Here is a 22633-nt window from a genome sequence, read left to right as displayed (position 1 = left end):
AAGCCTGTTTCTGAGTCAAGGAGAGTGAGTGCTTTTAAATATATCCCCATTCATAGGTAATGGACCAAACCACGTCTCCACCCATACTATCACCCTCTTCGATGATATAGTCTACTGATTCACCCTCTTGAAATACTTCGAACTCAATCACCCATCCGTTTGAAGTATCGCAGGTACTACAAGTTGCATTAATAAGTTTGATTTCTACTATTGGATCGCTAAGATCCTTTATAAATGGGTTAAGGTCAAAATCTACATCTCCATTCAATTGTCCTGCATCAGATGCTTGTTTGAACACCATTTTTCCTTCTACATAAACTTCAACCCAATTGTCTATTGCATGAAACAGAATGGAATTTTTCTTAGGTTGTGCGTTTGAAGAACTAAATGATGCCAGAACAAAAAAGAAGATAAGTATTGAGGCCTTTGGAAAAATTTTCATAACTATTATTTACTATTAGTTTAAGCTGTCAAGGGATTTGCAAATACTATTCCAATTTTTAGAAACAGTTAAATTTTCGGCTTTTTATTTCGGTAAGCATCTCTTTATTGGATTGAGTGAAATGGTTTGTTTTGATGCAAACATACAAATATCTTTTGCTTTACGTTTGTCAACCAAGGTGGGTTCCATTGAATAGAGCAAGCAAGATTCGATTTGAAACAAAAAAGCACTTACAAATTAATGTAAGTGCTTGATTATCAGCGGAACGGACGGGATTCGAACCCGCGACCTCCTGCGTGACAGGCAGGCATTCTAACCAGCTGAACTACCGCTCCTGACCTCATTTTCGGTACTTATTTCCCTCAAATGCGATGCAAAAGTAGAGGCAATAAATCTATTATGCAACAACTATTTCAGAATATTTTAAAATATTTTCACTCCAGTATTTTTTGTAATTGAATCAATGAAAAAGACCCTTGACTAACCAGTTCAATATCAGACATTTCTCTATTTTCAAGACGAAGTTTTAATATTAATTTGAATATCAGCGACCATTCAATTATCTTCAATCTCAATTGTTTCATACACTAATACCAATTAATTATCATGTCTGAATATTACTCTCGACGAAATCTTGATTTTCTACTTAAGGAAGTATTTGACCTTGAGTCTCTGCTGAAACTTGATACCTACAAAAAACATGATTTAGATGGTGTGAAAATGATTTTAGATGCAGCTGGTCAATTAGCTGACAAGGAAATGAGACCTTTCAATCAAGAGATGGATCGAAAAGATCCTCAATTGGAAGATGGAAAGGTGAAAGTGCATCCTCAAATCAGAAAATTGTTAAAAAAGTTTGGTGAGGGTGGATGGATATCTGCCAATGCTAGTGAAGAAGTGGGGGGGCAACAATTGCCTATTTTAGTATCATCCTGTGCACAGTTTATTTTCGGTGCGGCTAATTACTCGGCAAGCGTATATCCCTTCTTAACGGCCGGTGCTGCTCGTCTAATAGAAGAACATGGCTCAGATCAACTAAAAGACACCTATGTACCCAAGTTGTACAGTGGAGCTTGGCAAGGAACCATGGCTATGACAGAACCAGATGCTGGAAGCTCACTTTCTGATGTGAGAACTACGGCTGAGCCACTTGATGATAATGGGACCGTCTATAGTATAAAGGGACAAAAGATATTTATTTCAGCAGGCGACCATGATGCTGTTGGGAATGTGGTGCATCTTATGTTAGCAAGAATAAAGGGAGCACCTGAAGGTACCAAAGGTTTGTCTTTGTTCGTGGTGCCCCAGAAAAGGTTTACAGAAGATGATCAGGTGGTAATGAATGATGTGACCACTACAGGATTGTACCATAAAATGGGATACAAGGCAGCACCTATCGTTCACTTGAGTTTTGGTGAGAAAAAGAGATGCTTTGGGTATTTAATTGGTAAGCCCAATGAAGGCCTTTCCTATATGTTTCAGATGATGAATGAGGCAAGGATAGGTGTAGGGCTTAGTGCGGCCTCTATAGGATCTGCTGCATATTATGCCTCACTTAACTACGCTAAGGAAAGACCACAAGGACGTAAACCCGATGAAAAAGATCCTTCATCTCCTCAGATAAACATTATTGAGCATAGCGATGTTCGTCGTATGCTGTTCTTTCAGAAAGCAGTAGTTGAGGGTTCACTGTCTTTGCTATTACAATGTGCACATTATGCAGATATGGCGAAGGCTGGGAAAGATGAAATCAAAGAGATCTACCGTTTGACGTTAGATCTCTTGACCCCTGTAGCAAAAAGTTACCCAAGTGAAATGGGAATTCTGTCAACTTCTGCAGCCATTCAAATACTTGGTGGAGCAGGGTATTGTAAGGACTTTCCTTTAGAGCAATATTTTAGAGAGATGAGAATTCACACTATCCATGAAGGAACTACTGGTATTCATGGAATTGACTTGCTTGGAAGAAAGATAATTATGGGAGGGGGTATAGCCTTCCGAGCATTTACAGAAGAGGTTTCGAAAACTATTAAGAAAGTAAAGCTTGAGGTGTTGGAATTGTCCAAGTACGGGGAAAAGCTCAATGATGCATTGTTCCGTTTGCAAAATGTCACTATGAAGCTTTCGACCATAGCAATGAAGGAAAAGAAGGAAGTGTTTCTAATGGATGCTACCTTGTATCTAGAGCTGTTTGGCGTGGTGGCTATCGGGTGGCAGTGGCTGTTGCAGGCTATTCCTTGTCAGATTGCAGTAAATGAAAATAGGGGGGATGAGTTCTACAACAGTAAGCTACATACTATGAGGTATTACTTCGAATATGAATTACCTAAAACTGAGGCAATTATTGCCAGGCTAAATAGTTCAGATAGATTGCTTCTAGAAGTTGATAGTAAAGATATTCTGTAAATAGTGGCCTTTTTTTAATGCAAGCGATACTTTACTCGCTTTACCCTTTTCTTGTGCTTATCTCTCTTTGGATGATAGGCAAAAATTCTTTTCTTAGGTTTAACAACTGTGATTTTTGAGCTGCTGCTACAGCTTGTTAGGAAGATACTCACTGTCAATATCATGAAGGACAGTAGGAAGGGAATGATTTTTCTCAATTGAAAGTAGATAGTATGGTGCATAAAAAAAGCCTCATAGATTGAAGCTTTAATTTTTTATCTGAATTAATCGGTTTTAAGATATTTTCTCAAGTACTTCTTTTGGAAAAGTAATTTTGTAAACCGTATCTAATGAATTGCTAAAAAGCTGAAACTCTTCCTCTCCGAAGGTTAAGTCGGGAGCAGGGTCCTCCAAAGCATTCAGCTCGAATCCTCTATCTCTCATTTCTGGGAGAATTTTTATAATGATTCTTTGCCATGCTAAAGGCGTTATGCTCTTATTGCACCAATTCTTCAATGTCAAAACCTTAATCTTCATACGGAGCCGCTTTTATACTGCAAATATTGTTAAATTATATCTTAATTCCCATAACCATAATGTCATCGGTTTGTTTTTCTTCACCTTTCCATTCGGTTAGAACTTTTTCGAGCAAATCTCTTTGCTTATCCATTGGTTTATCCAGTCCTGCCTCAATACTTTCTGTTAGTCTGGCCACTGTGAACTTCTTATTGCCAGGGCCGCCAAATTGGTCCTGGAAGCCATCGGAGAACATATAGAATGATGTTTCTCCTTTGGTATAGGATAATTTATGTGTGGTATAGTTTCTTTCTTGATCTAGATAACCACCTAAAGAAATTCTGTCACCCTTTATTGTCTTTATTTTTCCTTTTTCGGAGTAGAGTAGGTTCTGTTGGGCACCAGCAAAGTAAATATCAGAGTTGTCTTCATCAATAATCATGATGCTTGCATCCATACCATGATGGTTATTGTTCTCAGATTGATTGAGTATATCTTGGATTCCTATGTTTAGATTGTCCAAAATTTCACCGGCATCGGTTATTTCATGCTCATATACGATCTGATTAAGTAAAGACTCGCCAATCATACTCATCAAGGCACCAGCTACACCATGCCCGGTACAATCCACAGATGCGATAAATTTGTAGTTGGCCTCTTCAGATTCAAACTCAGCGAACCAGTAGAAGTCACCACTAACGACGTCGAGTGGCTTGAATAAAATAAAGAAGTCAGTAAAGGCTTCTTTAATTGTTTCGGGAGACATTAACATAGCATTTTGAATGGTCATAGCATATTTGATACTATCCATCAAGCGCTTGTTTACCTCTGCCAATTCTTTTGTGCGAAGTTCAACTTTTTCTTCTAGTCCGCTATTTGCCTTTTCTAACTGGCGTATCAGCTTCATTTTATCACTCTTTAGCTCATAGGCCTCCAGTGCTTTATCAATGGTCAGCTTCATCTCGCCTTTGTCCCAAGGCTTGGTGATATACTTGTAAATACCACATTTGTTAACAGCCTTTACGATAGCCTCAATGTCGGCAAATCCGGTTAGGATCATACGAATGACATCAGGGAATTCGGGAAGTACTTTTTCCAGTAATTCTGTACCTGTCATTTCCGGCATCTTCTGGTCAGTGATCAAGCACTGAATATCATGCTCACGAAGCATCTCTATTGCTTCATGCCCACCAGGAGCCGTCAAGACATTATATTCTCTTTTAAAGGCCATTCTGAAAATTCGAAGATTACTTTCTTCGTCATCTACATAAAGAATGGTGTACTTTTTTTTGCTCTTCGCTGCTGTATCTTCAACTGGAGTTTGAACTTCTTCCATGTGTTAGTTTACTTCTAAAATTATGCTTTTTGAGATTCGGAAACCTTTTCCTCTTCAGAGGATTTATCCATGTGCTTAGGAATTAGGATGGAGAACTCTGTTCCTTTTCCTTCTTCACTATTACAGTAGATGTTTCCGCCGTGTTTTTCTATGATACCAAATGTAATAGACATTCCAAGTCCAGTTCCAATACCCACTGGTTTGGTGGTAAAGAATGGTTCGAAAATTCTTCTTTTCACCTGCTCCGACATTCCAGCACCATTGTCCTTGATTTTGATCATTACATGTTGATCTTGATTTTCAGTGTATAACTGAACCTCACCATCTTTTCTGTCATCTGGTATGGCTTGAATTCCATTGTTTAGGATATTCATGAATACCTGATTAAGCTGACCAGGGAAGCAGTTGATATCCTCGATGGAATCATCATAGAATTTCTTAATGTTGATTTTGTTTTTGGTCTTGTTACGAAGAAGAACCAGTGTAGCATCCAATGCATCGTTTACATTGGCTGGCTTCATTTCCTCTTCATCCAATCTAGAGAAGACTCTCAACCCTTTCACAATTTCAATAGTTCTCACGGCACCTTTCTTAATATCTGATACCAATTCTTTAAGATCACTCAAGAGGTCGTCATAGGCATACTCGTCTTTCATCTCTTTGATGTCAGCTAGAGTCGCTTTATAATCTTCACTATTTTCTAGATCATCATACTTCTCAACTATCGAAATCAAATCATCTAATGATACTTTTAATGTGTCAATACCATTATATACAAAGTTGATTGGGTTGTTGATCTCATGGGCAATACCTGCCGTAAGCTGACCCAAAGATGCCATTTTTTCTGACTGAACCAGTTGAGACTGTGTACTCTTTAGGTTTTCAAGCGTTTGCGTCAGTTCCGCCTTACTATCTTGCTCTACAGTAAGTGCCGACTTTAGTTTGTTCTCTGCGATCATTAGTCTTTCTGTCGCTTCGAGTTGCTCCTCAGCAATATTTCTCATTCGCTCTTCAGAATACTTTACTCGATCGTAAGCTTTTCTTAGTTCCTCTTGTACGCGAATAAGTTTTTCGTTGACCTCAATTTGCTTTCTAGAACTCTTTAATATTTCCTGCTCAGATAGTTTTAATTTCTTATTGCGCTGCTCTAAGGCACGCTGGGAGAGGATGAGCTTCTCATTTACTTCTAATTGTTTCTCAGCACTACTTCTCAATTCTTCTTCAGATTTCTGAAGCTTAACGAAGGCCTCGTTTGCAGTAAGGAAGTTTTTATACGCCAGGTTTACTGCTGGACGGAAAATAAAAGAAGCTTGAATTAACAAGATGGCAATGATGGCAGCGGTAATGACGTATTCAAATTGCGAAAAACCACTTTTATTTGTTTTCGCCTCAAGTTGATATTGCGTTGCCAGTTCAGATGCTTTGTCAGTGAAACTTTTTTGTGAAAGAATGTTAGTTAATGCTCTACTTAATATAAGATTTTTATCTTCTTCTGGATCTATAAAACTAACCCCTAGAATTTCATTTCCAGCATCTCTAATTTCTCTAAATGACAAATCCATATCATTGAGCATGGCTGTTGCCTCTTCTGAGTTTTCTGTACCATTCAGTCCATAGTTCACATCGCCTTTGCTCAATGCTCTTTGGATTTTAGCAAATTCTTCAACTGCTGGCTTTAACCTTCTTTTTACGAGATTAAAGTTTGTTTCATTTGTTTTAATCCGATCGACATTGATCAGCGCCGCACTCTTGGTGATTTCCTCACTTAAGGTGGCTTGCTTTTGTGCCAGTTTTACCAGAATGGCATCATCCTGATTTACCCGAATGGCGTTTTGTACTATAAATTGACCGATAAACAAACCAAGAATGGCAAGTATCAAAGTCAGTATATACGATCGTATCAGGTTATCCTTTTTCATAGCAGGTACGCTTTTGTTTAGTTAATTAAGCAGCTCCTTTACTCTTCAGAAAAGAGAACTGGTTTTTTCCTTCAGTACTGTTTTGCAGCGATCCGCCTGAAGCCCCTGATCCCAGAATCTTTTTCTTACGCTGCTTAGTGAAGTAGTCTTCTAACTTAGATTCAAAAAACTTCAAGGAGAGGGCTATGATTAGCATTACACCAATACCAACATAGTTACTTCCATTAGCCCAACTGTCAATTACTGGCTCCAAGAACAATTGCTCAGAGATGAACAAAGCGATAAAAACAACAAAAAGTATTCTTGTTGCCTTTTTTCCCATGGTCATTTTGTCCAGTTGGTCAATAGTAACTTCTAATTCTCCATTCTTTTTATGAATTTCTACGTTTTGACTCTTAATTTTTTGGTTAGCGTGGTCCAGTTTTTTCTGTAGTCGATCACTAATTCGAGTGATTACTTTACTCTGATCAAGTAGGTCTTTGTAGTGCATAGCAATACCTACCGCATCCTCGAGGTTGACGTCTTTCTTTTTAACTTTTCCTACATACTCCGAAAGTATCTTTTGTTCTTCGTGATAAAGTTCTTTCATTTCAGTTTAATATTACTATCTCCGTCCCACTTACTCCCAGTCTCAAGCCTGATGTATGTAATGAATATTGGTTGTTATTTATTTTATTCATAATTAATTGAAGCTTAAGATGCTTCAGCTAATTTTTTTTCAATTTCTCTTGGTACTCTTATTTGGAAAGTGAAATAAGAATACTCATCATTTACCTGATGAAATTCATAGGTCAATTTTTGCCCGGTCTTTCTTGCAATCTCTACGAAGCCAAGACCAGCCGTTCCTTTGTCTGAAAATTCTCCATTATAAAGAATCTCTTTGTACAACTTCTTCAAGCCATCCTTGTCTAAAGCATTGATGCTATCAAGTTTAGATTGTATTACATTGATTTTGCTGTTAGGAATGAAATTCCCAGTCATAATATTATAAAACTTCTTTCTGGCTGTTACGAGCAAAAGACCAGATTTAGAGTCATAAGTATCAATTTGATTGGTTTCATCTGCCACCTCATCCATATGATGATAAAGATTTTGAATGCACTCTGTGGCCGCGCCGTAAAACTTCTTCTTGACTAAGCGATCAGTTTCAAGCTCCGTAATTCTGCCATCGAGTGTCTCAATGATAGAGGTAACGAGGTCAAAAGTGACCTCTCCCTTATACATCAAAATGATGTTGGTGTCGTAAATGTTTTTATACCGCTTTAATAAATCCATTATTTCAATTTGTCTTTCGGAAGTTTATTAAAATGAACCTCAATGAGCTTCTGAATTTTCTTTCCGAAAGTAAAGTTACCTGAACAATCAGTAAATCAATAATTTACAAACATAAATTGGATTATTCAAAGAAAATGACTGCTAATTGCTCGTTGCAATTTAAAATGCTGTGGCATTTATGCAACAAACCTCTACTGATTTGCCTTTCAATTCCTTTCTCATAACTAACCAACCTGTGAATAGGTAAATAATTAATCTTGAATTTTACCAAGTTTTACCGAGATAACCAAATTTTGATTTTTAAATATCACATTTTTAAGAGTTTTGGTGATTTGATGTAAGAGTATTACCTACAGACGGATTTTTAATTTTCAAAATGAGGCATATCGAATAAAAAAGTATTTTTTTTGTGGGGATCAGCGTTTGCTTTTAGGAGGTAAATCTCATTTTAATAGGAATAAATTTGGCTAATGACGATTATTGAATTTTACCAATATTTGATGAGCTCTGGAAAGACATCGGGAAGTCGTTTAAGGCTGATACATGTTGTATTATCCTGTTGTCTGATTGGAAGTTGCAATCAGCGAATTGGTAAAGAGCCAATACCGAAGCTAGGAGCTTTCAATGAATCTTTAGATGAATCAGCTTTGATCTCAGAGAAAAGCTTGAGTTCACTTGAACTCAACGAATTGATTCAATACCTGAAACTTCATGAACAAGCGGGTTGGAGTGATATTAATGAAGGAGAAATTGCAGCCTGTTTGGTTACCTTCAAGAATAATGCTGAGTTGTATGAGTTGGTCTCTGATTTTTATTTGATTAGAGGGGATTTAGACCAGGCCTTATTGTACACTTCTAAAGCAGAAGACGGTGGGGCCAACAGTGCTGAATTTTTCAAAAAAAAGGCGAATGTCCATATGACCCTGGGTGAATATGGTTTGGCTATTGACTATCTGAATAAGGCAGTTCAAGTCAATAGCAATGATCCAGATATATATCTTTTAAAGGGAGAGGTATATATGAAACTTGAGGATTCTATTTCTGCTCTAAAGTATAAGGAACAGGCTTTTGTACATGACTCAAGTAGAAATAACATTGCATTTGACCTTGCTCATATCTATGCTTCTATAAATCAAAAAGAAAAATCTCATTCAATGGTGGACTATTTGATAGAACAATCTTATAAGAAAGACGAACTATATTTTCTTAAGGTTAAATTATTAAGGGAAGAGGGCAGACAACAGGCAGCAAATCAGTTGCTTTCAGTGATGCTGAATGAAGGTAACTTAGGTGCAGGTGAACAGTTGGTTGCTTACTTTATGCAGCAAAATTTGTATGACTCTGCTATTCAATATTCAACCGAGGTATTGTATAAGGATAGTCTTAATATGAGCGCTTTAGGTGCAAAGGCCATGTCGTTTGATCATAAGGGATATTTTACCAGTGCCCTGATGTATTACAATCAAATGCTGGCCGTTGATTCTCTGAACAAAGAAGCCATTGAAGGAGTAAGGAAAGTCAACGGAAAAATCGCATATTTGCGCAAATTAAGAGAGCAAAGAGAAGCTATACCCACTTTTGACTTTGCTACCGAAAAAAAGAAACTAATTAATTGATGAGTGACGCTAATATTAACATTACCCTTCCTGATGGTAGTGTAAAATCAATGGACAAAGGGGCAACTGGTATGGATGTCGCCTTAAGTATCAGTGAGGGCTTGGCTAGAAATGTACTGGCAGCTGAAATAAATGGAGAAATCTGGGATGCTAATCGTCCGATAAACGAAGATGCTTCAGTGAGTTTGCTAACCTGGAAAGATGAAGGGGGAAAGTCTACGTTTTGGCACTCATCGGCCCATTTAATGGCGGAAGCTCTTGAAGCGCTTTATCCTGGCATTAAGTTAGGTATTGGCCCGGCTATCGAAGGTGGTTTCTATTATGATATTGATTTTGGAGATCAAACTTTCGATTCAGAAAATCTCAGTGTTTTGGAAAACAAGATGTTGGAACTGGCTCGTGAGAAAAACGAATATATTCGAAAAGATATTTCTAAGGCTGACGCAGTAGCTTACTTCAAAGAAAAAGACGACGAGTATAAACTTGATCTACTGGAAGGTTTGGAGGATGGAAGTATTACTTTCTATGAGCAGGGCAACTTCACCGATTTGTGTAGAGGCCCACACATTCCGAACACTGGATTTATCAAAGCCGTAAAAGTGTTGAATGTAGCCGGAGCTTATTGGCGTGGTGATGAAAACAACAAACAATTAACTCGTTTGTATGCGGTTTCATTTCCGAAACAAAAGGAGTTAAAAGAGCATTTGGAATTGCTCGAAGAGGCTAAAAAGAGAGATCACAGGAAATTAGGAAAAGAGTTAGAGCTGTTCACCTTTTCGGAAAAGGTAGGACAAGGATTGCCCTTATGGTTGCCGAAAGGAACTATGCTGCGAGAGCGTTTGGAGCAGTTCATGCGTAAGGCGCAAATCAAAGCTGGTTATAGCCCGGTGATTACTCCGCACATTGGTAATAAAGATTTGTATGTGACATCTGGTCACTATGAAAAATATGGAGAAGATTCGTTTCAGCCGATTGCTACGCCCCACGAAGGCGAAGAGTTCTTCTTGAAACCGATGAACTGCCCTCACCATTGTGAGATATACAAATCGAAACCACATTCTTATAAAGATTTGCCTATTCGTTTTGCAGAGTTCGGAACGGTATATAGATACGAACAAAGCGGAGAACTTCATGGTTTAACCAGGGTAAGAGGTTTTACTCAGGATGATGCACATATTTTCTGTACACCGGATCAGGTAAAAGAAGAATTTACAAAAGTGATTGATTTGGTGCTTTATACTTTCAAGGCACTAGGCTTTGAAGATTATACTGCACAAATTTCTCTGAGAGATCCCGACAACAAAGCCAAATACATAGGTAGTGATGAAAACTGGGAAAAGGCTGAACGTGCGATTGTAGAAGCTGCTGAAGAAAAAGGCCTTAACACAATTACCGAGTATGGTGAAGCGGCTTTTTATGGACCGAAGCTTGACTTTATGGTTAAGGATGCTTTGCGCAGAAGTTGGCAACTGGGTACCATTCAAGTGGATTATAACTTACCAGAGAGATTTGAATTAGAGTACATTGGGGCTGACAATGGACGTCATCGTCCGGTGATGCTGCATAGAGCACCGTTCGGGTCTTTGGAAAGATTTGTAGCGGTATTGACTGAGCACTGTGGTGGTAACTATCCGTTGTGGCTGACTCCGGATCAAATTGCCGTACTTCCAATTTCCGAGAAGTATGCGGACTATGCGCAGGAAGTATTCTCACTGATGGAAGAAAATGATATCCGAGGGTTCATTGATCATAGAGATGAAAAGATCGGTAGAAAAATTAGAGATGCAGAGACTAAGAAGATTCCATTCATGCTGATCGTTGGTGAGAAAGAGCAAGAAGATGGAAAGGTAAGTGCTCGTCGTCATGGAGAGGGTGATCTCGGAAGTTTTACCAAGGATGAGTTCATTGCCTTGTTTAGAAAATCTGCAGCCATAGAAGATTAAATAGCTTTCAAAGAAACATAATTGAATAGCGAGTGAAGTAATTCTCTCGCTATTTGTTTTTATAATTGAATTATGAGGAACAGCCATTCAGATACTATTGTAGCCCTAGCTACTGCGCCTGGTGTAGGAGCGATAGCGGTGATTCGCTTGTCAGGCGATCGCTGTGTTGAGGTAGTGTCTGGTGTATTTCAGGGTAAGGATTTGTCCAAACAAGAGTCTCATACCATCCATTTTGGCAACATCATGGATGGCGACCATGTGGTTGATGAGGTTTTGATTTCATTGTTTATTGCTCCACATTCTTTTACCAAGGAAAATAGTGTAGAACTGTCTTGCCATGGATCTCCCTACATTGTCAATCGAATTATTCAGTTATTAGTAAATAAGGGAGCCCGTTTAGCAGAACCAGGAGAATTCACGCAGCGAGCTTATTTGAATGGACGTTTTGATTTGGCCCAAGCCGAAGCGGTAGCAGATTTGATTGCCTCAGAAAATGAAGCGGCACATGCCACAGCATTAAATCAGATGCGCGGCGGTATTTCTAATGAAATCAAAAACTTAAGAGAAAAGTTGGTGCATTTTGCTTCCATGATTGAATTGGAACTCGACTTCTCAGAAGAGGATGTGGAGTTTGCCAGCAGACAGGAGCTTAAGACGCTCATTGAAAAGATTGATGTCGTACTGGTTCAATTGATCGATAGTTTCCAACTAGGCAATGTGATCAAAAATGGTGTGCCGGTGGTAATCGTGGGCAAGCCCAATGCTGGAAAATCTACTTTGCTCAATGCTTTGTTGGAAGAAGAGAAAGCTATTGTTTCTGATATTGCCGGAACGACTCGTGACATCATAGAAGATGAATTGAATATCCGAGGGGTAAAATTTAGATTTATCGATACGGCTGGGTTGCGAGAAACCAAAGATCAAATAGAAGCCATTGGTGTGGAGCGCGCCGAACAAAAAATGCAAGAGTCGTCTTTGATTATGTATTTGTTCGATTTATCGACCGAGTCGTTAGCCACGATTCAAAGCACTGAACAAACGTTGATCAACAAAGGCAAACCGTATATTTTGGTAGGCAATAAATTGGACAAAGTAGAAACCGAGGAATCAATTCTACAGTCCAACGAACATTATGTTTCTATTTCTGCAAAATCCAAGTCAGGCGTAGATCAGCTCAAAGAATTAATTTGGTCCAAAAGCCAAATGGACAACTTCCAGCCAGGCAATGTGGTAGTCACCAACGCCCGCCACTACCAAAGTTTAGTCAATACCCAAAACTCACTGCATGATGTGCTCAGGGGAATCGACAATCAAATTACCAACGACTTCCTGGCTCAGGATATTCGTCATGCCTTACACTTCCTCGGTGAGATCACTGGGGAGATTACCACCGACGATCTGTTAGCCAATATCTTTTCGAAGTTCTGTATCGGGAAATAGTTGCAATTCAAATTATTCTTAAACGCCTGATAATCATTCATTATAGCCTTTTTTATGCTATTTGATTTACATTTGTTTTCAACCTTTTTCATGTGTTATTGTTGTGAAAATGTTGGGAATGTAAATAATTTGTTGGGATTGACTTAATATTCCCTGATAGGGAGAAATAATGACCGGTATAGTCTATTATAAATCTATTAATGACTAGTTTTGTATAGCAAAGAGATATACACCGTCCAGATGAGTAGTAATATTCGAATAGCGAGAATCTGCCAGCACTGTGGTACTGAGTTTATTGCTAAGACCACTGTCACTAAATATTGTGGGGATAATTGTGCAAAACGAGCATACAAGGCCAGGAAGAAAGAGGAGAAGATCAACCAGTCAAACCGAGAAACTGTTCAAGTAGTCAAGCAAAAAAATGTACCAGAGTCGTTTGCGCCGATTTCCGGTGAATACCTAAGCGTGGAAGACCTGAATAGAATGTTGGGTGTGAGTGAAAAGACCGTATACAGGATGATTAAATCTGGTTCTTTAAAGGCCAAGAAGTTTGGGCGTAAATATATCATACGGAAGAAGGATTTAGATGAATATTTTGAGCAATGAAGACAAGCGTTACACTGCGAAGTAGAAAGTACATGACGAACAAGGTTTCGCTGTATTTGGATGTTTATCATCGAGGGAGAAGGAGGCAAAAATCATTGGGGTTGTTTCTATATGATCAGCCGAATACTAGAAAATTGACAAAGTGGGAATTGAAACACAATGAGGACACGAATGAGTTGGCTGAGACCGCCCGATCGCAATACTATTACGAATTGCAAACGGGCCAGATGAAGATGATTGATAGGAGAAAGGCTAAACAGGATTTTATCGAATACTTTAAAGACTTCATTAATTTCAAAAAGGAACAGAAGGTTAGGAATATTCAGAATTACAATAGTGTATTGAAGTACCTGGTAAAGCATTCTCCGGAGGGGGTGCGATTTGAGTATCTTGATTACGAATGGCTATCAAGCTTTCGCACCTTTGTGGATAGGGGTACCAAGAAGAATGGTAAACCAATTTCCCAGAATACTAAAGTCAACTATTTTGATAAGGTAATTGCAGCTATAAATGAGGCGCACAAGCAACGTTTTATTGATGATAACCCAGCTGACCTAATTGAACGATTTACGGAGCCTGACCCATCACGCAATTACTTGACAGAAGAGGAGAGAGATCGATTGATCGCAACCGATTGCTGTCTTTCATGGCTTAAGACCGCTTTTCTGTTCGGGTGCCGTTCAGGTCTTCGTTATTCGGATATTCGAGCTCTAAAATGGAACCAGGTCGGACACTCAAAAAATACTGGATACTATCTCACTTTTTCCCAGCAAAAAACTGAAAGAGTAGTGAATCACAATATATCTGAGGCAGCTTTCCAACTTATGGGAGAAAAACCCAAAGACCTCAGCCAAAAAGTGTTTGCATGTTTGCCTGAAAAGCTCTCAAATACTGAGAATGCGGTATTACAAAACTGGATTAATGAGGCCGGTATTGCTAAACATATCACCTTTCACTGTAGCCGGCACACATATGCCGTTTTACTATTATCCAACGGAGTGAATATCTATACAGTATCGAAATTACTAGGACATAAGAGTATCAAAACCACCGAAATCTATGCTCACATTATAGATAAGGTGAAGCAGGAGGCTGCTAGTATTGTATAAACTCTATGTTAGATCTGGGTTTAAATGGATAGAGGTTTCTAAACCAATTCAGGGAAAAGTTTCCTGACAATATTGGTGTATTTGGGAGTTAAAGCTTCCGTAAAATCTTTGCACTCTTCAATTTTCTTTTGAACTGACGGCTTACTCCTGATCTTGGTGTCTTGATCATAGACTTCTAGAGCTTTGAGAATATAAGGAGTTATATCCTTGTAATGTTGAAGCCCATTGTTAACGATACTAACTATGTTTGGGAGATTGTTAGCAATTCGCTTATCATTCACGATTGAAGCAATTGTTAAGAATTGCCTAGAGCGATGGTGAAAATAGGAAATGTCGTCTAAATCATCTAGCCGGAAGGAATACAGAATAGTAGCTAATTTGGCGAGCTCATCGGGAATCCCGTTTTGATCTATTAGTCCATTACATTTGTTTATGATTTCGTCCGTTTTTGAGATGAAATCACGTGTATAAATGATTAGATCCGTTATTTCAAATAAACCAAAGTGAGTAATATTATCTACCACGTCAATAATTAATTTTTGATCTACTTCGATATATTCATGCTTAAGTATTGTACACAGAAATCTCACATCATCATTCTTTGCAAAATACTCCACAAGTGACATTTCCACGGGTTTGCCCTTCGTACAAAAAAAACTATCCAATTGTTTAGTTAGAAATTCTTTTTCGAGCTCGTTTAGTAAAGGGTTCTTAGGAGTCAAAAACATCGATGTATTGTACATCTCCAATACTTCTTGGTATGCTTCTGATACGATATTCTTTCTTACTTTCAACGAAGATTTTTTGTTGGACGAAGTGTCTAACTCATTGTCAGATGCCCCTAGTATGAGTTCCCTTTTGCCTTTTATAACATCAACTAAATAGACACACTGTTTCCAATCGGCTTCATTTTCAGCCAATTGAAGATTTAGTTTTTGATCGTAATTTAACTCTGACCAAAATGTCAGAAATTCGTTTTGAACCCCATGTTCAATTACTAATCCTAAAAAAGTTTCCCACTCACGTGGCTGAGAATCTGAGAATACGTTTCTTACTAAGGTCTCGTTAGTCAGAAGATTGTGAGATGCTATCTTTAAAAGCATCTTATATCTAATGGCTGGGTTCTTGTTCCAGGCAATGGAAAAATACTCTAGGATAACTTCTTTCGGCTGATTATTATGTTTAGAGGTAATAATATAAAAGGCGTTCCAAGCCACTTCGGGTTCTTGACTTATTGATGCTCCTAGCATTGCCCATTTTATGCTTTCTGGAGGTGAAACTTCACCTAGTGCAATTTTTGACCTTGTACTTATTAAATGATCTTTGATGAAATTAACATTGCTAACGAGTTCTAGTCTAAATTTTTCTAAGCTGGTTTCTGGTACATCACTTACAGTGCATAAGTATTTTAGGTTCTCTACTATTTTGAATATGGAAAGATTTCTAAACTTAAGACAATTGTTAATGATTCCTGTCGCCTTTGATATTTGACCAGTCTTTTTAATGTAAAAGACTAATTTGTATGCGATCATGAATTCCAAAAATCTCACATATCTAAATGATACAAAATTTATTCTGGATTTATCCAGGATAAAAATCCCTTCTGATACTAGGGCCACCCAAAAAGGTTCTACGTAGTAATTAAGAGTTGAATCGATATGAGAAAGAATTCTTTCAAAATCAACCTTCGAAATAACTTGATCCTTGTCTTGTAGAATTTCAACAGCTATATCTGCAAGCAAGGCATAAAAATATTGGCTGTGTCTTATTCCTAAATTGCGTTTATGTAGTTGATTGTCTTTTTCTTCAAAATAGCTATGCAAAAGCTCTGATTCCCATATATCCGCTAGATGAATATTTCTTTTGTATTTATTCGCTCTTGAAAAAATCTCTAGATTTATCGGAATTGACAAAACATCTCTGGTTTGGCTATCTAATGAATCAATATTATTTATTGAGATATTGTATGTTTTGCAATATTTGTCTAGTGCAAGATCTAATTCTGAATCGGAAAAAGAAGATATTTTTTTTCGAAATACGTTGTCTATACTCCCTTCAAAAAGCGACTCCCATTCTTTGAAATATTCATCCCTAATTGTGAAAAAAACAAGTATAGGAAATGCTGATAATTTATGCTTTTCTGCATCAATATTTATGCCTTCCAATAATTTAAAGATGCTCTTAACTTCAACAATCTTAGACTGCGTATTTTTCACCTCATCTAAGGAGTCTATGACTACAACAAGCGGTTGGTCGATCATTCTCAGTTTTTGTATTAAACCGCCGGATTCTTTTTTGTAGATGATATTGTGAAGTATTTTGTCAATATCGTTTTCAGAAGCACTTATACAAAGGGGTACGCATATATCGATTTGCTTGGAAATGTTCACGCAAAAGGTTGTTTTACCTGAACCCGAATAATCTCTAATGAGATGAGTTTGCTTTATAGAGTCATAAAACTCCTTTGCCTTCTTCTTGGCAAGCATTGAAGGGCGGGTACTTTGAATTAATCGTATTGCTTGATTATCTATGTTTCTTGCTACATACAATTCATTGTGGTGGTGGTGCTCATATCTCCTTAAAAAAATGTTGGAGATCAAATTAGAATCGTCAAGAAGGAGGTCTTTTATAGCTTCTTTATCAACAGACTGTTCAAATATTTTTTTTAATTTGGGTGGTTTGCTTTTTAAGTTTGCTCGAACTTCCTGAACCATAAAGTCAAGCAAGTCTTCAAATGATACCCCAGAAGAAATAAGCTCTTCCCAGATTCCGCCGGCTAGGATAAAATTATGATTTCCTCTAACATTTTGGTAATCACCATCTTCATACAAATCAGGGTCGACATCATATAGGGAAGCAAAGATTCCTATCACGCCTAGACCGGTTCTATCTGTGAGTTTGCTGACATAGCTTTTCCATTTTTCAGAGCCGGGCCTCATTGGTTTTTTTTCAGCCTTAGCTTCAATTAAAAATGAGTTTCCATTCCATGTAAAAAAAGCATCTAATTGATCCTTTTTTGTTCTCCTTGATTTTGGTTTGTAAAATGGTTTGCCTTGCCAGCTAGGGAGCTCACGTATTAATATTTCGAAGTCAATACCTCTTTGTATGTCTTGAGTTTCGCTTTTTAGCTCGATTATCTCGTTGATGATATCTCGGTCATCTCTCTTGGTCATGGTTAGGCTTTAGATTTAATATTAACAAAATCTGAATACTAATTTGAAGGAATGGGTGTAAAATAAATTATCATACACCATTTCATGAAAATGTACACGTTATTCTTACTAAGAAACAATTTCATTAATAGGGAAGGCATGTCATTTGAGTTGAATTGAGTTCTACTTGCTCAATGAATATTAAATTGCCCTACTTTTTATATATTCGAATTATCATTGACGAATAACCACCTCAACCTAGTGCGCAATCTCAATTCATGGTTTTTAAAATATTGGGGATTTTTAGCCTTTAGCATTTTAGTCTTTGCTCTTCCAGCTCTGCTTACTCAATTCAAGGTAACAATTTTTGATTTTACTTGGAGCGGTCAGATTGGGGATACAATTGGAGGAATTACTGCTCCTTTTGTAGGCTTATTCGGAGCTTATCTGGTTTACAAGGCGTTCCTTGCTCAGATTAAGGCGAATGAAATACAGACTAAGGCGATTCAAAATCAGCTGAGAGATAAGGAAATTGATATTGCTTTTAAACTGCTAGATGATGTCAACGAGATAATGAATCGAAAGGAGAGATCTTATACACGACCATTATTTCACATTCCAAGTAGGCAAGATGTTAAAGGTCAAAACTATTATGACTTATTCAATGACTGGCAATTTCTGGCCGTTTTCCCGGGTGACTCGGAAGCCGAGCAAATTACTAGAGTGATGGGTCAAATTGGAGCGTTATCAGTTTTCGTAATTGAATCTTCTACGCTGTCAGAAAGAGATAAGAAATTAATACTAGAAAAAGCTATAATGTCTGTTGTATCTCCAATTATGGACGCACTAATTAGGATCTGGTATTACGAAGAAAAAAGAGCAGCGGAGCCACCTTCTAAGCAGTATGAAGTCGCCAAGGACTGGTTGGAGTATTTTAATCCAATTGTTGAGTCTATATATACATATTTGGGATATGAAAATAAAAAAATAGTATATCCCAATAAGGAAGCTTGAGTGCTTAGGGAATTGTAAAAATAGCTTTATGAAATAAGATGGAAGACTTGAAAAGAGATATATCAGACATTATCAATGAAAGACTCAAAAGCCCAATTCTAGGTGCCTTTGCAATAGCCTGGATAGGTTGGAATTGGGAGGTCATTATCTATCTTATTTTTGATGCTACCAATGCTGTTAGTACGGTTTCATATCTGAAAGATTGCTTTCTGAATGATATAAAGCCTACATTAATTTACCCTATACTTTCTGCTTTACTATATCCATTGATCAGTTTAGCTGCATTTTCATATAATGAATTAATTGAGGCAGTAAAAAGCAAAGTTAACTTTAAGATTCATGAGAAGACACCAATTGATGCCAATCAAAAATTTGAGTTATTAAAAAATAACCTTAATCAAAAGAGTGAGTTCCAAAGTATGATTGCTGATAAGGACAAGGAAATTGAAGTACAAAAGCAGTCAGTGAGCAGAGTAATGGACGATTACTCAAAACAATTAGAGGAAAAGGATTCAGAAATTGCGAGGTTGAAGAATGAACTAAAGGATAAAGGGACTGAGACTGTGAAATTATCAGGTCGGCTAAAGGAACTGGAAAAATCAAATCAAGAAATGAAGAAGTCCAGTAACATTATCACTAGGAAATTGGGTGATGACGGGGATGTAGATTTTAATAAAATATTGAGCGATATTTTATCCTACGAAATTCCATTTCGAATATTTGATTTTTTAGCTCAATTGAATAAAAAAGGTTCTCTACCAGTTCCTAAAGATTTGGATAGGTCAATAATAAATCATTTGAATAATCGAAAAATTATTAGGATTAAGGGAGAAGAGGTTCATTTTCCACCTAAAGGTGAGAGGTTTCTTGATTACGCAAGTAATCACGCAACATTCAGGCTGAGTGATTTGCTTGAATCAAAGAAAATATAACTTGCCACCTTGTGGTCTTTTAGTTGTCATGTACCCAAGCTTTCCGAACATAAAAGAGGTGACTGATGACTCTCAAATATTGAAGGTCTTTATCTTCCACTTTTGTGCCGCTTGAGGTCGTTTTAATTCGAGATATTAGAACTGTATTAGCCTGGTTGTTAATAGATTCTTGACCTTTGAACCGGTATTGATTAACCTTGTCCAGTTCGGTGCATTCTTTTGTGTATTTGATTGTTCGCATTAACTTGATACTCCAAGTTCAACATCCCTAACAACCCCAATCATATCGTCTGCCATTCGATCTAATAGGTCTTCATAGTCAGCTATTGAATTGATCTCAACATTCTCAATAAGGCTTCTGATTTGAATGGTTACGCCGCCTTCTGTGCCATATAGGTTTTGCGAGTTAGATGGTGTTTCTGGTGAGAACTGTGTAGACTGTGGAGAACCAATGTCATAGCTATCAGAAGCATATCCTTGTACAATTGGCATATTCAAGTTCTCGTCTGTTTGGCCATCTGTAGCTATGGGCTGACTGGCTTGATCGTTTCCGAACTGTTTAGCCACAGAGACAATAGGGGGCATATTAGATAGTGACTTGAATGCATCAAATGATATTCCACCTGTCAGCTGTGAATAATCAAATGTCCCGGTGCCAGCAGCTGCGTTTTGCCTGGCATTATCAACCGCAACGTTAAGTTTGTTTGCTTTTAGTTGTTCAGATACCTCTTTGATCAAACCCAAGTTTGATACATCAAATAAGGCTTGCCCAAGTTCAGTATTAGCTATAGTGCTAAGTATAGATTGTACCTTGTTCCAAACGCCAGTAAAGAAAGAGATTACCGGCTGAAACAAGCCAGTAATCTTTTGAAGGGCAGGGGAAATGAAACTTAATAGTGATTGAATTGAAGTTTTAAGCGGTTCGAGCTTCTCTAGTATAAATGCAATAAAACGTCCGATACCATCTGAAAGAGTTTTGAAAAACCCTCCTAATGGTATCAGCATTTTAGTGTACACCCAATTCCCCAATGGGAGTAGCACTTTATTGTAGAGTAAGACGAACGCTTTTCCAATATTTTGAAGCCAGTTCCAAACTCCTTGTGCGATGAGCTTAAGGATGTTGAAAGTGGTAAAAGCTCCAAATCTGAATTTTTCGAACCTGTTCCAAGCCCATACTAGAGCAGCCCCAAGTGCCATAACCCCAGTTATAATTGCACCTACCGGATTCAGCCTTAATACCATATTAAAAACTCTAGCTGCAATCGTGGCGATTTTAATCTTACCAGTAAGCATGCCATAGGCAAATCCCAAAGTTTTAGTAATCGCAATAGATATGGGAAGAACCGTATTGTAGACCTTTGAGGCAGTTACAGCTGCTAAAATTCCTCCAGCAAGATATTTGAACCATCTCCAGTTATTTCTTATGAAATTGAGTAGTCCGGATAGCCATTTTGAGACTATTTTAATCGGAATTGTCAAAGCCCGAATTGTAACAGTCAAGGTTCGCACCACTCTTTCTGCAATAGAACCCTCATGATTAAAAGGTAAAATTCTATTAAGCAATTCTCCAAGCGCTGAAAAAATAGGAGAGAAGGCTCGAACCAAGTTGCCAAGGGCAATTTGTATGGGTTTGAATTTGTCAACAAATTCAATAGAGAACTCGACGACCTTTTTAAGAGTTGGGGCGATACCATCTTTGGAAAATTTACCCAAACCTAATTGTAATTTTCCAACGAAAGTCGACCAACGACCACCCAGAGTCTTACTCTGCTTTTGCATCAAATTAAAGAATCTTCCTCCTTCACTGGTCATTGCCTGAAGTGCATTTTTGACATCGTCAAAGCTGATTTCTCCGGCAGAGATCATATCTTTTATTGCGGCTTCAGATTTATTCAATCCTTTTGCCAGCTCGTTCAAAAGTGGAATTCCGGCTTCTGAAAATTGTCGTGTTTCCATTCCTGTCAGTCTAGCTGCCGTTCTCACTTGTCCGTAGGCAAGCGTAATAAATGGAAGCTTTTCTTTCCCCAATCCAGCGGCTAGATTTCCTAACACATTCATCGTTGGTAACAGTTCTTTTTGATTGAAACCAAAAGCCAACAATGATCTGCTCAACTTATTTACTTCAGTATTTACAAATGGAGTTGTGTTAGCAAATTCATTAAGCCTTCCAATCAAGTCATCTGCCTTTTCAGAACTTCCCAGCATGGTATCAAATGCTATCTTTAATTGCTCCAATTCACTTCCTTGTTGAACAATGTTAGAGATACCTCTGAATGCAAGGAAGCCACCTCCAAAGGCTGCAGCAGATCGAACCGAGTTGCCTAGAAATGATGGTTGCCTAGTTCCTCTTGTTGTATTAAGGTTTGTTGTTACGGGAGCTTGTGTTGGCCTTGAAGCAATGGACTGAAGTCTAGCCATCTTGTTAGTCACCCGGTCAAGATGTCCACTTGTTACTCTAAGCGATTTGTTGATCCCAAGTTCACCTTGTTTTTTGAGATTCTTAATGGATCGGTCGAGCCCGTTGGCTTTTTTAGATGTAACGGTAAGCAACCCTTCCAAGCCCCTTGTGATTTTTTTAACTCGATTTACACTGAGTTCAGCATTCTTAGCAAATCTGGCTAATGGGCTTGAGCCTAGGTCTTTGACCAGTACATTAAATTGAACTCCTTGCGTCATGAATTTCCTTTTCCTTCATTGATAGTATAGGAAAAAAGGAGGGATGAAGTCAGTTGTCAACTGAGTGGTGAAATGATCAGAAGATTTTAAAAATGTAACGAGTTTTCGAATGACCCTACAGCCCACAGGGGGTGCCGGGGTCTTTCTTTTTGGGTGCCCGCCGGTACACACAGTTCACTACTTGGTGAGTTGGATCAATTACAGATTTGTTACACAGTTTGACTAAGAGGTGGCCATATCAAATTTGGTTGAAAATAGAGCTGTTTGAGGCA

General features: G+C 37.9%; 16 protein-coding genes and 1 tRNA gene. 8 read left to right on the top strand and 9 right to left on the bottom strand.

Going from position 1 to position 22633, the window contains the following annotated elements; all coding sequences use genetic code 11:
- Window positions 1-34: 34 nt before the first annotated feature.
- Together ACO6S2_RS13685 and ACO6S2_RS13680 are read right to left on the bottom strand one after the other, a co-directional pair.
- A complete protein-coding gene (locus ACO6S2_RS13685) occupies window positions 35-442 on the bottom strand; it encodes a hypothetical protein (RefSeq protein WP_422359122.1) in 408 nt (135 codons plus the stop codon).
- Between the two features lie 261 nt (window positions 443-703).
- Window positions 704-777: transfer RNA gene (locus ACO6S2_RS13680), tRNA-Asp, on the bottom strand.
- A gap of 271 nt (window positions 778-1048) precedes the next feature.
- Between ACO6S2_RS13680 and ACO6S2_RS13675 the strand changes: the two genes are divergently transcribed.
- Window positions 1049-2848 (top strand): acyl-CoA dehydrogenase, encoded by a 1800-nt coding sequence (locus tag ACO6S2_RS13675; RefSeq protein WP_422359121.1) that lies wholly within the window; start codon window positions 1049-1051, stop codon window positions 2846-2848.
- Window positions 2849-3121: 273 nt separating this feature from the next.
- Here the strand turns inward: ACO6S2_RS13675 and ACO6S2_RS13670 are convergent, their stop codons facing one another.
- From ACO6S2_RS13670 to ACO6S2_RS13650, 5 genes are all read right to left on the bottom strand, one after another.
- Window positions 3122-3271: a hypothetical protein gene (locus tag ACO6S2_RS13670; RefSeq protein ID WP_318171673.1), complete on the bottom strand. Its 150-nt coding sequence runs from the start codon at window positions 3269-3271 to the stop codon at window positions 3122-3124.
- 127 nt (window positions 3272-3398) lie between these two features.
- The gene (locus ACO6S2_RS13665; RefSeq protein ID WP_422359120.1) at window positions 3399-4679 is read right to left on the bottom strand and encodes a response regulator; all 1281 of its coding nucleotides are present in this window, start codon (window positions 4677-4679) and stop codon (window positions 3399-3401) included.
- A 20-nt stretch (window positions 4680-4699) separates the two neighbouring features.
- A complete protein-coding gene (locus ACO6S2_RS13660) occupies window positions 4700-6598 on the bottom strand; it encodes a sensor histidine kinase (protein WP_422359119.1) in 1899 nt (632 codons plus the stop codon).
- Window positions 6599-6623: 25 nt separating this feature from the next.
- Window positions 6624-7187 carry a hypothetical protein gene (locus tag ACO6S2_RS13655; protein ID WP_422359118.1) on the bottom strand — a complete coding sequence of 188 codons (564 nt, stop codon included), beginning with the start codon at window positions 7185-7187 and terminating at the stop codon, window positions 6624-6626.
- Between the two features lie 104 nt (window positions 7188-7291).
- On the bottom strand, window positions 7292-7873 hold the full coding sequence (locus tag ACO6S2_RS13650) for a SiaB family protein kinase (RefSeq protein WP_422359117.1): 582 nt from the start codon (window positions 7871-7873) through the stop codon (window positions 7292-7294).
- Between the two features lie 470 nt (window positions 7874-8343).
- Here ACO6S2_RS13650 and ACO6S2_RS13645 point away from each other — a divergent pair, with 470 nt between their 5' ends.
- The 5 genes from ACO6S2_RS13645 to ACO6S2_RS13625 all read left to right on the top strand — a co-directional run bounded on the left by ACO6S2_RS13645 (window position 8344) and on the right by ACO6S2_RS13625 (window position 14587).
- Window positions 8344-9489 carry a tetratricopeptide repeat protein gene (locus ACO6S2_RS13645; RefSeq protein ID WP_422359116.1) on the top strand — a complete coding sequence of 382 codons (1146 nt, stop codon included), beginning with the start codon at window positions 8344-8346 and terminating at the stop codon, window positions 9487-9489.
- A complete protein-coding gene (thrS, locus tag ACO6S2_RS13640) occupies window positions 9489-11432 on the top strand; it encodes a threonine--tRNA ligase (RefSeq protein ID WP_422359115.1) in 1944 nt (647 codons plus the stop codon). Before ACO6S2_RS13645 ends, thrS begins: the two co-directional genes overlap by 1 nt.
- Window positions 11433-11504: 72 nt before the next feature.
- On the top strand, window positions 11505-12872 hold the full coding sequence (gene mnmE, locus ACO6S2_RS13635) for a tRNA uridine-5-carboxymethylaminomethyl(34) synthesis GTPase MnmE (RefSeq protein ID WP_422359114.1): 1368 nt from the start codon (window positions 11505-11507) through the stop codon (window positions 12870-12872).
- A 240-nt stretch (window positions 12873-13112) separates the two neighbouring features.
- Window positions 13113-13478, top strand: a complete 366-nt coding sequence (locus ACO6S2_RS13630; RefSeq protein ID WP_422359113.1) for a helix-turn-helix domain-containing protein — start codon at window positions 13113-13115, stop codon at window positions 13476-13478.
- The gene (locus ACO6S2_RS13625) at window positions 13475-14587 is read left to right on the top strand and encodes a tyrosine-type recombinase/integrase (RefSeq protein ID WP_422359112.1); all 1113 of its coding nucleotides are present in this window, start codon (window positions 13475-13477) and stop codon (window positions 14585-14587) included. The genes ACO6S2_RS13630 and ACO6S2_RS13625 overlap by 4 nt, the downstream gene beginning before the upstream one ends.
- A 38-nt stretch (window positions 14588-14625) precedes the next feature.
- On the opposite strand, the gene ACO6S2_RS13620 is transcribed toward ACO6S2_RS13625, so the two are convergent.
- Complete coding sequence (locus ACO6S2_RS13620; RefSeq protein WP_422359111.1) at window positions 14626-17760, bottom strand: hypothetical protein; 3135 nt, start codon at window positions 17758-17760, stop codon at window positions 14626-14628.
- 240 nt (window positions 17761-18000) lie between these two features.
- Here ACO6S2_RS13620 and ACO6S2_RS13615 point away from each other — a divergent pair, with 240 nt between their 5' ends.
- Together ACO6S2_RS13615 and ACO6S2_RS13610 are read left to right on the top strand one after the other, a co-directional pair.
- A complete protein-coding gene (locus ACO6S2_RS13615) occupies window positions 18001-18753 on the top strand; it encodes a hypothetical protein (RefSeq protein WP_422359110.1) in 753 nt (250 codons plus the stop codon).
- A gap of 266 nt (window positions 18754-19019) precedes the next feature.
- Window positions 19020-19685 (top strand): hypothetical protein, encoded by a 666-nt coding sequence (locus ACO6S2_RS13610; protein ID WP_422359109.1) that lies wholly within the window; start codon window positions 19020-19022, stop codon window positions 19683-19685.
- A gap of 240 nt (window positions 19686-19925) precedes the next feature.
- Here the strand turns inward: ACO6S2_RS13610 and ACO6S2_RS13605 are convergent, their stop codons facing one another.
- Window positions 19926-22361, bottom strand: coding sequence for a tape measure protein (locus ACO6S2_RS13605; RefSeq protein ID WP_422359108.1), 2436 nt, complete (start codon window positions 22359-22361; stop codon window positions 19926-19928).
- Window positions 22362-22633: the final 272 nt, after the last annotated feature.

It is taken from the genome of Reichenbachiella sp., from assembly GCF_965233835.1.
GTDB lineage: Bacteria > Bacteroidota > Bacteroidia > Cytophagales > Cyclobacteriaceae > Reichenbachiella.
The sequence above is the reverse complement of the archived record's forward strand: the minus strand, read 5'-3'. Positions and strand labels throughout refer to the sequence as shown.